The organism is Actinoplanes sp. GCM10030250 (genome assembly GCF_042666575.1).
Lineage (GTDB): Bacteria > Actinomycetota > Actinomycetes > Mycobacteriales > Micromonosporaceae > Actinoplanes.
In genome coordinates this window covers 1-12,766 of sequence record NZ_JBHTDO010000074.1, presented here as the reverse complement: position 1 = coordinate 12,766, position 12,766 = coordinate 1, and the positions used below count along the sequence as shown (strand labels likewise).

Annotated in this window: 9 protein-coding genes and 2 pseudogenes; 6 read left to right on the top strand and 5 right to left on the bottom strand. The window is 67.6% G+C overall.

Features of this window, described 5'->3' with window-relative positions:
* Positions 1-245 (bottom strand): annotated as a pseudogene (locus tag ACFQV6_RS43855) (hypothetical protein); the annotation flags it as partial.
* Positions 246-504: 259 nt separating this feature from the next.
* Between ACFQV6_RS43855 and ACFQV6_RS43850 the strand changes: the two are divergent.
* Positions 505-750 (top strand): hypothetical protein, encoded by a 246-nt coding sequence (locus ACFQV6_RS43850; RefSeq protein WP_378033673.1) that lies wholly within the window; start codon positions 505-507, stop codon positions 748-750.
* Between the two features lie 121 nt (positions 751-871).
* The gene (locus ACFQV6_RS43845; RefSeq protein WP_378033672.1) at positions 872-994 is read left to right on the top strand and encodes a hypothetical protein; all 123 of its coding nucleotides are present in this window, start codon (positions 872-874) and stop codon (positions 992-994) included.
* Positions 995-1,324: 330 nt separating this feature from the next.
* On the opposite strand, the gene ACFQV6_RS43840 is transcribed toward ACFQV6_RS43845, so the two are convergent.
* From ACFQV6_RS43840 to ACFQV6_RS43830, 3 genes are all read right to left on the bottom strand, one after another.
* Positions 1,325-4,093, bottom strand: coding sequence for a cation-translocating P-type ATPase (locus tag ACFQV6_RS43840; RefSeq protein WP_378033671.1), 2,769 nt, complete (start codon positions 4,091-4,093; stop codon positions 1,325-1,327).
* Between the two features lie 164 nt (positions 4,094-4,257).
* Positions 4,258-5,283, bottom strand: a complete 1,026-nt coding sequence (locus ACFQV6_RS43835) for an Acg family FMN-binding oxidoreductase (RefSeq protein ID WP_378033670.1) — start codon at positions 5,281-5,283, stop codon at positions 4,258-4,260.
* Positions 5,280-5,744: a DUF488 domain-containing protein gene (locus ACFQV6_RS43830; protein WP_378033669.1), complete on the bottom strand. Its 465-nt coding sequence runs from the start codon at positions 5,742-5,744 to the stop codon at positions 5,280-5,282. Before ACFQV6_RS43830 ends, ACFQV6_RS43835 begins: the two co-directional genes overlap by 4 nt.
* 456 nt (positions 5,745-6,200) lie before the next feature.
* On the opposite strand from ACFQV6_RS43830, the gene ACFQV6_RS43825 reads away from it, so the two are divergent.
* From ACFQV6_RS43825 to ACFQV6_RS43810, 4 genes are all read left to right on the top strand, one after another.
* Entirely contained in the window at positions 6,201-6,629 is a 429-nt protein-coding gene (locus tag ACFQV6_RS43825; RefSeq protein ID WP_378033668.1) for a cupin domain-containing protein, read from the top strand.
* 120 nt (positions 6,630-6,749) lie between these two features.
* Positions 6,750-7,628, top strand: coding sequence for a universal stress protein (locus ACFQV6_RS43820; protein WP_378033667.1), 879 nt, complete (start codon positions 6,750-6,752; stop codon positions 7,626-7,628).
* A gap of 181 nt (positions 7,629-7,809) precedes the next feature.
* Positions 7,810-8,682 carry a universal stress protein gene (locus ACFQV6_RS43815; RefSeq protein ID WP_378033666.1) on the top strand — a complete coding sequence of 291 codons (873 nt, stop codon included), beginning with the start codon at positions 7,810-7,812 and terminating at the stop codon, positions 8,680-8,682.
* A 375-nt stretch (positions 8,683-9,057) separates the two neighbouring features.
* Positions 9,058-11,340 (top strand): PAS domain S-box protein, encoded by a 2,283-nt coding sequence (locus ACFQV6_RS43810; RefSeq protein ID WP_378033665.1) that lies wholly within the window; start codon positions 9,058-9,060, stop codon positions 11,338-11,340.
* A gap of 58 nt (positions 11,341-11,398) precedes the next feature.
* Here the strand turns inward: ACFQV6_RS43810 and ACFQV6_RS43805 are convergent.
* Positions 11,399-12,766, bottom strand: a pseudogene (locus ACFQV6_RS43805) (pyruvate dehydrogenase (acetyl-transferring), homodimeric type); the annotation flags it as partial.

Here is a 12,766-nt window from a genome sequence, read left to right as displayed (position 1 = left end):
CCCGCGGAGATCCCCTGCTCGGCGGCGCGCCGGCCGAGCAGGCCGACCGCGTCCAGCTCACCGCTCTTCACCTGCCGCCCATAGGTCGCCGCGTCGGCGAGCAGCAGCAGGTAATCGCCGAGCAACTCCACCGGGACCCCGCCGGCGTCGCGGCTCGCACCCTCGGCGACCTCGACCAGCCAGGCGTCCTCCGGCTCCGGCGTCGACGGCCGGCGGCGGCCGCGCTGCCCCGTGCTCTCGGTCACCTGCGCCTCACCTTCCCGGATCGCGGGGTACACACTCGGCAGCCACGATCACGTCCGGGCCCACTTCACGCTTTCATTGCCGACGGTCGGCAGTTTAACCCCGCCCCGTCTATGCCCGGCACCTCTGCCGCTACCGGTCGGACCAGGCGACCATAGAGGGACACCGGAGGTCGCGCCGCCCGCTGACAGCGTGCGGACCGCGGGATCGTACCGGGACGAGCCTTCAGCCCTTGGCCAACAAACGAAGGGGAGTTATCCTATGTGGTCACGCAAGTATCGACTGATGTGGGCGGGCATTGCAGTGTTCGTCCTGGCGGCGGCCCTGCTCATCAGCTACGGCTTTATCGAAGCGCTGATGCTGATCCTCGCCGTCGGTTTCCTGATCTTCATGTACTGGCTGCGCCGATATGCCCGCGCGGAACTGCTCTACCGCCGCCACGAGCAGGCGAAGCACGCCGAGCACGAGCAGATCAGTCGCGGAATCCAGGAAAGCCATCGGATCTAAAGAGGCACGGCCCAGCCGTATCAGGAAGGAATACCATGCTACCGGCGGCACTGTCATGAGAAAGCAACCGGTGGACCGGCCGCCGGCACCGCGCCCTGAACCCGAACAGCATGGCTTGATCTTGACCGGCCAGCCTGCGCGTCTGCCGCACTTCGATGACAACATCGACGAGGAGGCCGGCGACATCGTCGAGCAGTGGGGCAGGCAATCGTTCCCGGCCAGCGACCCACCAGCCAACTGGTGACCCTGCCGCTGGCACACCGGTCCCGGCCAGCCGATGTCCATGTCGAGCATCCCGGTCGCCGAGCCTGACGACAGCTCGGCGATGAACCGTCCGATCAGCCTTGGCAGAGCAAAGTCCCTGAGCCCGGCCCACCAGCGGGTCCAGGCCAGCAGCGCCGGCTCCGGTTAGCGACAGGCCCGTACTGGCCCCCTCACGGCGACCAGTTGACTACCGTAGGTGACCGGCACGCTGTCTCCTGCAGTGCGTGCAGGCCAATCCGGCCACCGTTTACGAGTGGCCCTGGCCGCCATGTCTTCGAGACGACGTGCCGGTACGGGCACGGGTCGGCGATCAAACGGCTGTGTGACGTCGTCTCTCAGGTGATCCGTTGCGTCGCTGTGCGCGGCGCCGGTGGCTTCGCAACACCGCCTTGAGCAGTTCACCGGTGATCAGGATGGTGGAGGCGACCGCGGTGCAGGCCAGCCACTGGCGCGGTGTCAGGTCCGTGGTGGCGAACAGATTGTGCGCCACATTCGTCTGCACGATGAGTGCCAGCACTGCCACAACGAGACCGGTCGCAGCGAACGCGGACCGGTTGTGCAGCGTTTCGCGGCTGAACACGCTGCGGATGTCCGAGCGGACGTTGAGCAGGTTGAACGCTTGGAACAGCACGAAGGTTACGAACGCCATGGTGCCGGCGACCGTGGCCTGGCCCAGCCGGGGTGCCGGGCCCGGTGCCCAGACGAGCACGGCCAGGGTGCCACCGGCCATGACGGCGCTCGCTAGCAGGACTCGCAGCAGCCTTTGGTGGTTGAGGATGCGCTCATTGCGGCGGCGTGGCGGCTGGTTCATCGCGTCGGAGCTGACGGGGTCGACGCCGAGCGACATCGCGGGTGGCCCGTCCATGACCAGGTTGACGAACAGGATCTGCAGCGCGGTGAACGGCGCGCCGCCGGCGATGCCGGTCAGTGAGGCGATCAGGAACGTAATGACGAACCCGAGCGCGGTGGAAACCTGGAAGCGGGTGAAGTTGACGATGTTGGCGTATACACCGCGGCCCTCGCGCACGGCGGACACGATGGTGGCGAAGTTGTCGTCGGTCAGGACCATGGTGGCGGCTTCCTTCGTCACCTCCGTCCCGGTCTTGCCCATCGCCACGCCGATGTCCGCCTTACGGAGCGCCGGGGCGTCGTTGACACCGTCGCCGGTCATCGCGACCACGTCGCCGCGCTGCTGCAGCGCGCTGACGATTCGGATCTTGTGGCTGGGTGACACCCGGGCGACGACACCGACGTTGTCCAGCTCGCTGGCGAGGTCTTCGTCGTCGGTGATGGTGTCCAAGTCGCCGCCGGTCACGGCCCGTCCAGGGATACCGATCTCAGCGGCGACGGCGGCGGCGGTGACGACATGGTCGCCGGTGAGCATCCGGACGCGGATTCCGGCGTCACGGCATTCCTGGATGGACTGCCGAGCCTCCGGGCGCGGAGGATCGACGATGCCGATCAGCGCTACCAGCACCAGCCGATCGAGCATGGCTTTGGGATCCTGCGCCGGTTCGAAGTCGCCGGCGGGAAAGTCTTGCATGCCGACAGCCATCACCCGCATGCCCTGCTCGGCCATGTCCCCGTTCGCCTGATGGTGGCGCTGTTGTGCGGCGGCGTCGAAGGGCATGATCTTGGCGGCCTCGCCGAGATGGCGGTCGGCCCGCGTGGCGAGCACGTCCGGCGCGCCCTTGACGAAGCAGCGGACGACCTTGCGACCTTGCTCGTCGGTCCAGTCGTGGAAGGTCGCCATGTACTTGTAGTCGGAGTCGAACGGGATGTCGAGCACGCGAGGGTGCTGCTTGCGCAGCGCAGCGGCGTCGATGCCGCCTTTCTCAGCCAGCACGACCAGGGCACCCTCGGTGGGGTCGCCCACAATGTCGCCGTCACGCAGGACTGCGTCGCTACACAGGGCCATGGGCACCAGCGCCTCGCCGAGCAGGCCGGGAGAGGCCCCGTCAGCAGCCTCGATCTTCCCGTCGGTGGCGTAGCCCTCACCGGAGATCGTGAACCGGCGACCCGCCACCTGCAGCTCCCGGGCGGTCATCTGGTTCAGTGTCAGGGTGCCTGTCTTGTCGGTGCAGATCTGCGTGGTGCTGCCCAGTGTCTCCACCGCGGCCAGCCGTTTGACGATCGCGCCGCGTTTGGCGAGTCGGCCGGCGCCCATGGCCAGCGTGAACGCCACAACTGCAGGCAGCCCTTCCGGGATGGCGGCGACGGCGAGCGAGACAGCGCTGATGAACAGGTCGTCGAACTGCTGCCCGCGGATGAGGCCGAGAGCGAAGACGACGACGATGACGCCGCCGGCGATGAACGCGAGGGTACGGCTGAGGGCGTCGATTTGCTGCTGCAGCGGCGTCGATCCGGGTTTCGCGTGGTGAAGCATCTCGGCGATGCGGCCGGTTTCGGTCTGCATGCCGGTGGCGGTGACCAGCACCTCGCCGTGCCCGCGGGTGACGGCGGTGTTCATGTAGACGGTGTTCGCCCGGTCGCCCAAGGCAGCGTTTTCGTCGATTTCGGCCGATGCGGACTTGGCCGACGGTTGCGCCTCACCGGTCAGCATCGATTCCTGAATTTCCAGCGAGGTCCCCGACAAGAGCCGACCGTCGGCGGGGATACGATCGCCGGCTTCCACGACGATCACGTCACCGGGCACCAATTCGGCGGCGTCCAGCCGGACGATTCGCCCGTCGCGGCGTACCGTCGCATTTGTCACGCTCATCCGCCGCAACGCGTCCAGCGATGCCTCGGCTTTCGATTCCTGAACGAAGCCGATGGTCGCGTTCAGCAGCACGACGACGGCAATCGCGATCGGAGTCTCCCACTCCCGGCTCACGACCAGTGCCACCACCGCGGCCACCAGCAGGATGATGATCAGAAGGTTCTGGAACTGGCGCAGAAACGCCCGCCACCGCGGCTGTCTCGGGGCATCGGCGAGTTGATTTCGGCCGTTGCGTTGCAGCCGCTGTTCGGCCTCGGCAGCCGTGAGACCGTCCGCCGGGTCGATTTCCAGATCACGCACGATGTCGGCGACAGGCCGTGCGTGCCATGCGGTCGGGGCGGGAATATCAGCGGGCATCTGGGCTCCGTTCAGACCGGCGGAACTCCGGAATTGACCGCAGCCCTCGCAAGCCCACATTGGCGTCGTTGAAATTGCCGGTCACGGGCAACGCTTTCACGGCGACCAACCGCCTCGGGTCCTCCCCTCGTGCAATGCGCGGCATGCGAGGGATGTGACCTCGGTCAATGGCGGTCCACGGGTGCGCCTGGCGGCACAGCCGAGTCGTCAACCACCTGCGCACGGGTAAGCCGTGGCGTTCGCGGCGATGGCCTGTGCGGTTCCGGGTTGGCGATCCCCAATCGCAGGGCGAGGTACGGATGGCCGAGGCCGGCGAGCAGGCGCCGCAAGGTATGGCAGGTGCCGGCAACCTCGACGACGCCGCTGAGTGGCACCACTGACACCCCGATGGTGGTGGCGGTCAGCCAGGCCGCGGACAGCGACTCTCCAGCATGCAGCCAGTCCAGCGGTCCGTCACCGTCGCCGAACAGCAGCGCGTAGACCGCCGCCCGGTCGTGTCCGGCGCCGACCGGCAGTGTCCCGGGCCGGCCGAAATCGCGGCCGGGCACGGAGGTCTGTGTGGGGTGATCGGGCAGCACACTGGCGGGGAGTCCGGTGCCCGACAGCCTGGTACGGCCGGTCCAGTACATCAGCTCCGCGGCGATCTGCGCGTCGCCCGCTTCGACTGCGGCGGCCCGGCCTGCCGCGGAACCCAGGTCCGCCACGTCGTCGGCGGTGAGGATGTGCAGGTTGCCTTCTGCGCGGGCCGCAGCCGCAATGGCCTGTATCCCGACCTCGGGTATGGGCCGCTCGATCACCAGTCGCCGGTCGGTGTGCCGGATATGCATCGCGTGCGCGAGGCGGATCGCCTCCATCGTCACCGGAGTGCGGCCGCTCACGACAAGCGTGGCCAGCAGGTCAGGATCGCTCGCCTTCGGCAACCGGGTCACGTGGGCCGCCCAGCCGTCAGCGGCGAGTGCGATCCGGGCGTGGTGCAGGGCGGCTCCGCAGCTGAGCGTCAACTGCCTACCTTGAGGGTCTCCGGCCGTCAGCCGGCGGTCGCGGTTGGCGAACAGATCGAGGCGGTTCGGGTGTACGCGCCAGAGCCATGGTTGGGTGTTGAGGATCGACGGCGCGTTCCCGGCCGCGGTAGCGGCGTCGGCGAACGCGAGTGCCGGCAGCCGGTCGACGGCCATCGTCTCGTGTCTCATGCTCGGGCCTCCTGGGAATCCGTATGCTGCCGATGCCCGGCATCCGCAGGGCAGGCGCGTGAGGCTGAGCCGGCGACATCCTGCGTCGGGTCGTGGTTTGCTCGGGCGTCGCGCAGCAGGTCGCCGAGTACAGCGGCCTGGCTGTGCTCGACGTCCCTGGTCGCAGTCAGCAGCGTGACGGACCTGGTGCGGGCCACCTTCCGGAGCCGGTCGAGGGTGGCTGCGGATTCGAGGTCGCGCAGTTCGATCAGGTAGCGGCGACGGAACTCGGTGAACCGGTCCGGTCGATGGCCGTACCAACGGCGCAGCCGCGTGGACGGCGCGATGCCCCGCATCCATTCATCGAGGGCAACCGCCGCTCTGGTCAACCCGCGTGGCCACACCCGGTCGACCAGGACCCGTAGGCCGTCATCGGGTGAGGGATCGTCATAGACCCGGCGGAGCCTTACCCGCTCTTCCATCGGCCCTCCCCGGTGCACGTTGCTCGCGACCATCAGCGCGGCCGCGGTACGAGGTGTCACCGTCGATGCTCGCGCTGTGCGCTCGCGGGGAACAGGTATCCGGCCAGCACGTACAGCGGTGAAAGATTGCCGGATCCCGGCAATTCATTCCTGCGCCGTCTACCACCGACTGTTGCTGAGGGTCCTGTGCTTGCTGACGTTCGGCAACCGCGCGCCCCGGTGTTGGCCCGTGCGAGCCGGTGCCATTCCGCTCGGGACAGTCCAGGCTGAATGAAAGGGTTTCGTTCCCGGGACGAGCCGGGAGGCGAACATGACGAGTCACATGCCTACCCGGGCAGCGACAGCTTGCGCCGCGCCGCCGGCGTTGTTCAGCCGCACGAGTGATGCGGGAGGCGCCGCTGATCGCATCACGCCCGACCGCCGGCGTGTTCGGCTCTCGACGAAAAGGAGCTGGTAATGCAGAAATGGTCGTTGGCAGCGCTCGCCGATGGGCTGCTGAGCCGCGCGCTCAGCAAATCGAGCCGTCGTGACATGCGCACCGTTGATGGTGGACGTCCGCACCTGCTCTACCAGTCCGTAATCGCACTGGCCCGTGGTCAGAGGTTGGACGAGCACGACAACCCGGGTGAGGTGACCGTGCAAGTGCTACGCGGCCGGGTGCGGGTCACCGCTGGTGACGACACGACCGACGGCTCGCCGGGGCAGTTGCTGATCGTGCCCGGCGCCCGGCACTCGATGACAGCCTTGGAGGACACGGTCCTGCTGCTCACCGTCGCCAACCGTACGACGCCGATCGCGGCTGACGCGGTGAAAACCGAGCCGGCAGTCCCCTACCAGCGACAGCGTAGGAGCCGGCACCAGCCGGTCAACGCAACTCTGCCCTGACCACGACGACGCATCGGGGAGAAGGTGTGGGAAGAGCGGCACGTCATCGTCGGCGCGGTCTTGGCCGGCCCGAGCAACGCTCGGCACGCAACCGGAAACCGCTCTCCACTGGAGGCACAGATGCGACACCCCCACATCATCGTCGGCACAGACGGCTCCGAGCAGAGCAGGACCGCAGTGCGATGGGCCGCCGCCGAGGCACGACTACACGACGCTCCGTTGAAGATCCTCACCGTCTACTCATGGACCGGGCCGCCAGAAGCGTTCGGTGGCATGGGAGAACTGCCGGACGTCATCGCGCAACAGTTCGACCAGATAGCAACTGCGGCCGCCACGGAGGCGCGGACGGTGGAGCCGGGCATCGAGGTCTCCAGCGCCGCCGTGATCGGCGACACGGCTTCTGCTCTGCTGGACGCCGGCCGCATCGCCGCCATGCTGGTAGTGGGTAACCGCGGGCGTGGTGGCTTCGCCAGCCTGCTGCTCGGCTCGGTCAGCCAGCAGGTCGCCACCCACGCCGCCTGTCCCGTTGTCGTCGTCCGCGGGCACACCGGCAACGCCCCGTCCGGTCCGATCACGGTAGGCATCGACGGCTCGAGCTCGGCGCAGCGCGCCCTGGCGCTCGCATTCGACGAGGCACAGCGGCGCGGTAGCGGACTGCTCGCGGTTCGCAGCTTCCCGGTGCCGATACCCCCGCACGGGATGGATATGCCACCGCTGCCCTACGACCAGGACGCGACCCGGCGAGACGCAGCACGCGACCTCGAAGCGGCGCTGACGCCGTGGCGGGACAAGTACCCCGAGGTGCCGGTCAAGACTCTCATTGAGCCCGGAAGCCCAGCGAAGGACCTGGTCGCCGTGTCCAGCGACGCGGCTCTGATCGTCGTCGGCAGCCGCGGCCACAGCCCGCTGGCCGGCGGCCTTCTCGGCTCAGTCGGCCAGCAACTACTCCACCACGCCCACTGCCCGGTGATGATCATCCACGACGAACCGGCAACGTGACGGACGGCGGTCGAGGGACAGGCTGAAAGAACGCCACCTTCCCGGGTCGATCGCCGCCCCGACGCCGCCGCGCAACGAATCGAACCCGAAATCCGCTCATGCTCCCGTTGCTGAGCGCGCCAGCCACCATGGGTGAGGAGAGCCGACGATGACCAGCCCCGCACAACCGAGTTCAGGGTCAATGACTGAGGTGCCCGCTGCCCGGGTCATCGTCGGCTATGACGGATCACGATCAGCCAGCGCGGCGATCGAGGTCGCCGTGTCATTGATCCCCCGGGCCCACGCCTGGATCGGTCACCTCTGGACACCGCCGTTCGCAAGTGAGGCATTGCGCCGACGGTTGTGGGCAAACGCCGCCACCATGAACGAGTTCATCGACGCCCTCGAGCGGGAGGGAGCAGCAGAGGCGAACCGGCTGGCCGCGATGGGTGTCACCCTCGCCGTCGCCGCCGGCTGGGAGGCCGAGGCATTGGTCGAGCGGACGTACGGGGGCGAGGGCCTCCATCTGACCCAGCTCGCCGAAAAACTGGCCCCGGACCTGGTGCTCGTCGGTTCTCGCGGGCTCGACGGCGCTAAAGCAATCCTCGGTAGCGTCTCCGACATGGTCGTGCACTACGCGTCGGGACCGGTGATCGTCGTGCCTAACTCACTGCTGACGGCGGAGCGGGAGGCCATGGCCGACGGGCCGGTCATCGTCGGTTGGGACGGCTCCGCCGGTGCTCAAGCGGCACTCGCGGCAGCAGCACGGCTGTTCCCGACTCGGAAACTGCAGCTGGTCAGCGTCGATCAGAACCCTCCGCACACCGCTGCCACAGGGGACTACGAGGTGATCTCGCTGACGCCAGAAGAGCGCCATGCCACCGCGGCGCGGACTGTGGCCGGCGCACTGGCAGCCTATGCGCGCCGCCGACGGGCGGCGCTGGTGGTCGTGGGTTCGCGCGGAAGGTCCGCAGTGCGCGAAATGCTGCTCGGCAGCGTGGCAGTGGCCACCTTGCACCATGCCTACTCGCCGGTCATGGTCGTCCCTCACCCTACGTCGTCAGACGTATCCTGACGTGGCGTTGCCGCGAGTCGGCAATGCGTCCGCGGCTGTCCGGACTCGGGCACCAGCCGCGCGAAGGGTATACCGCCCGCAGGCTGGCGCCTGGGTGTAGCCGAGCGCGGCTGCTGGATTCCACGCCGAGAACCGGCTGTCTCACCCGGTGATGTCATATTCCAGGGCCAGTCGTGCACCGCAGGAGGATAGTGAAGGGAGCCCTCCACCACGACGACGTTGCGGCAGAGCATAGCTCTGACGTGGTCGAAAGGCCGGCCTACGGGGCGGCCGCTTGCAAGCTCAGCGGAACCTGCGGTACAGGCGGTGGTCCTTGTGATCGCACGGGCCGGCGGTCAGGCCGGCAACGAACATGTCGGGGCATCCTTGTCGTCAGTGGTGAAGTCGGCTGCGGATGCCATCGTCGGCTGTGACGCCCAGGGGCGGATCACCGCATGGAACCCGGCGGCCGAACGGATTTACGGCTACCGCCGCGACGAGGTCCACCGTCAGCCGGTGACGATGATGTATCCACCGGACGTCGCCGAACGTGATTGGCAGGTCTTCCAGAAGGCGCTGCGCGGAAATCCCACCACTCAGATACGGACGACCCGGCTGCGAAAGGACGGTACCCGGGTTCCGGTCCGGATGTCGTTCGCGCCGATCGAAGGCGTGGACGGATCCGTGCGCGGAGTGGTCAGCGTCGCTCACGAACTGACCGGCGAGATCCGGTCAGAGGGGCGGATGGCTGCGTTGCTGGAGGCCACCCCGGACGCCATCGTCGGCGTGAACCCTGGCGGGCGAATCGTGTTCGTCAACCAGGCGTGCCAACAGCTTCTCGGCTACCGGCCGGGAGAGCTCGTCGGCCAGCAGGCCAGGATGTTGTTCGCCGAAGACACCCGCAACGACATGATCGCTCTGCGGGAGCAACTGTTCACCGACCCGGAGTTGCGGGCTCGCACTCACACATTGGCCACCCGGCTGCGGCACCGGGACGGCAGCGTTCTATCGGGCGAGACGACGCTCAGCTGGCTACAGGAGCCGGAAGGACTGCTACTGATCGCCGCAACGCGGGACTTGTCCGAGTTGCAGCGGGCGGAGTCACGGCTTCGAGCACAGCTGGAGGCGGTGCCGGACGCGATCACCGGAGTGGACCGGCAAGGCCGGATCGTGCTGATCAACCAGGGAACCGAGCAGCTCCTGGGCTATCCGCGGCACCAATTGCTCGGCCGGCCGTACGCCGTGCTGCTGCCCGACGAAGAGCAAGAGCGGATCGCGCAGTTCGTCGCCGCCCTGTTCACGTCGCCGCAGCACCGCGCGGTGGTCTACGTCGATGTGATCCGGGCCGACGGTGTGCGCGTGCCGACGGAGAACACCGTCACCCTCTTCGACACCGGCACCGATAATATTCTGCTGGTGGTCGGTCGCGACATCGCCGACCGGAAAGCGGCGGAACTGGCGCGAACCCGGCTTGCCGAGCAGCTGGAACGGCAGCGGACCGAACAGGCGATGCTGCGGGCGCAACGGCTGGAGGCCCTCGGGCAGCTCGCCGGGGGTGTCGCCCACGACTTCAACAACCTGCTCGCGATCATCTCCAACTATGCCGACCTGCTCGGCGACGAAGTCACCGAGCAGGCCCGCACCGACCCGGGACGATGGCGTCCCTTCATGGACGACCTGACCAAGATCCAAGAGGCGGCGCAGCGCGGCGCGGCACTCACCCAACAACTGTTGACGTTCAGCCGCCGAGACCTCCACCGGCCCCGAGTGCTTGCGCCGGCCACTGTGCTCGACAACCTGCGACCGCTGCTGCGCACCGTCGTCGGGAAGAACCACCAACTGCACATCCATGCCACCGCAGAGTTGTGGCCGGTGCTGCTCGACCCGGGCCAACTGGAACAGGTCCTGGTCAACCTGACCGTCAACGCCTGCGACGCGATGCCAGACGGTGGCCTGGTGCGTATCAGTGCCGACAACCTGCCCACAGCGGAAGCAGATCCGCTTTACCAGCCTGTCCCCGAGCCTGGGCAGCGTTACCTGCGCATCCAGGTCTCCGACGCCGGCATCGGTATGCCGGCCGACGTCGCCGCTCACGCTTTCGAACCGTTTTTCACCACCAAACCGAAGAGCCAGGGGGCCGGCCTGGGACTGGCCACCGTTCACGGCGTCGTCGGACAGGCCGGCGGTTGCCTCGCCCTCGAGTCAGCACCAGGTACCGGGACGACCGTGACAGTGCTGCTGCCCGCCACCGAGCAGCCGCTGCCGCCGGCGAACCGCCCCGACGCCGATCCTCAGACCGAGGGCGACGTGCAGCAGGTCATTCTGCTCGTCGATGACGAGAACGGAGTACGCGAATCCACCGCTCGGATGCTCACCCGCCACGGTTACCGCGTCCTCAGTGCCCCCGACGGGCCGAACGCCCTGGACCTGGCGCTGCGGCACCGCGATGAGATCGGCTTGCTGCTCACCGACGTTCTCATGCCGCAAATGCACGGTGGTGAACTGGCCGAGCGCATCGCCGAGCTGATCCCCGGCATACAAGTGATCTTCATGTCCGGGTACGCCGAACCGCTACTCAACACCGACCCGCCGGCCCATTCAGCCATACCCCTGCTGGAGAAGCCGTTCACGACTGCCCGGCTTCTCCAGGCCGTACGAGCAGCCGCGAGCCGTAGCTGACCCGCAGTCGACAACAGTCCTAAGGCCCTGGTCGATCATGTTCGGCCATAGCTGCCGCTTACTGGACGGTTCTCGTTTCTGTCTCTGCGCCGTTGGTCAGACCGTAGGTTGCGCGGGCCTTGCGCAGGGCGTCTGCATTCAGTCGCCCGCTGGCGGCCAGCTCCTGCACGACGCGCAAGGCGATCGAGGGCGCATCGACGTGGAAATGGCGGCGCAGTGCCGTGCGGGTGTCCGACATGCCGAATCCGTCGGTGCCGAGGGACGCCCATCGGCCGGGGACGAAGGGGGCGATCTGGTCGGGCACGGCTCGCATCCAGTCGGAGACCGCTACCACGGGGGCAGGGTTCTCTTGCAGCCGGCGGGTGACATGAGCCTGCCGGGCCGGCTCGTCGGGATGCTGAAGATTCCATTGTTCGGTGGCGAGGGCTTCGCGGCGTAACTCGGTCCAGGAGGTCACCGACCATACGTCGGTGGGTACATCCCAGTCCTCGATGAGAAGCCGCTGCGCCGCCAGCGCGGCCGGCACGGTGATACCGGCAGCGAGGATATGCGCAGCTGGAGCGTTGGCGTCAGCGCCGCTGACGCGGTGCATGCCCGCGAGGATGCCGTCGATGTCGACGTCGGACGGTTCGGCGGGCTGAAGGATAGGTTCGTTGTAAAGGGTGAGGTAGTAGAAGATGTTCTCCTGTTTCTCGCCGTACATCCGGCGCAAACCGTCACGGACGATGTGGCCGAGCTCGTATGCGTAGGCGGCGTCGTAGGCCACGCATGCCGGGTTGGTGGAGGCGATGAGCAGTGAGTGGCCGTCCTGATGCTGCAGGCCCTCGCCGTTGAGCGTGGTTCGCCCGGCGGTCGCCCCGAGTAGGAAGCCGCGGGTCATCTGGTCGGCGGCGGCCCACAAGCCGTCGGCGGTGCGCTGGAAGCCGAACATCGAGTAGAAGATGTACAGCGGGATCATTGGCTCGCCGTGGGTGGCGTACGAGGTTCCGACCGCTGTCCATGACGCGGTGGAACCGGCCTCGGTGATTCCTTCGTGCAGCAGTACGCCGGTCGTGGACTCCTGATAGCTCAACAGCAACTCGCGGTCCACCGACGAGTACGTCTGGCCGTGCGGGGAGTAGATCTTCTTGGTCGGGAACAAGGCGTCCAGCCCGAAGGTGCGGGCCTCGTCCGGGATGATCGGTACCAGCCGTCGGCCTATCTCGGGATCTTTCATGAGGTCTTTGATCAGCCGGACGAGCGCCATGGTGGTGGCTACCGGCTGGTTGCCCGATCCGCGTTTCATGCTCGCGTAGGCGCTCTGGCCCGGCAGTGTGAGCGGCTTGCTGCGCACGACACGGGACGGCACATAACCGCCCAGCTCGCGGCGGCGCTCCTGGAGGTACTGGATCTCGTCGGACTTCTCGCCGGGGTGGTAGTACGGCGG

Coding starts and splice junctions, on each gene's coding strand:
- ACFQV6_RS43850 (WP_378033673.1), top strand. CDS start 505: ATGTGGTCACGCAAGTATCGACTGATGTGGGCGGGCATTGCAGTGTTC.
- ACFQV6_RS43840 (WP_378033671.1), bottom strand. CDS start 4,093: ATGCCCGCTGATATTCCCGCCCCGACCGCATGGCACGCACGGCCTGTC.
- ACFQV6_RS43835 (WP_378033670.1), bottom strand. CDS start 5,283: ATGAGACACGAGACGATGGCCGTCGACCGGCTGCCGGCACTCGCGTTC.
- ACFQV6_RS43830 (WP_378033669.1), bottom strand. CDS start 5,744: ATGGAAGAGCGGGTAAGGCTCCGCCGGGTCTATGACGATCCCTCACCC.
- ACFQV6_RS43825 (WP_378033668.1), top strand. CDS start 6,201: ATGCAGAAATGGTCGTTGGCAGCGCTCGCCGATGGGCTGCTGAGCCGC.
- ACFQV6_RS43820 (WP_378033667.1), top strand. CDS start 6,750: ATGCGACACCCCCACATCATCGTCGGCACAGACGGCTCCGAGCAGAGC.
- ACFQV6_RS43815 (WP_378033666.1), top strand. CDS start 7,810: ATGACTGAGGTGCCCGCTGCCCGGGTCATCGTCGGCTATGACGGATCA.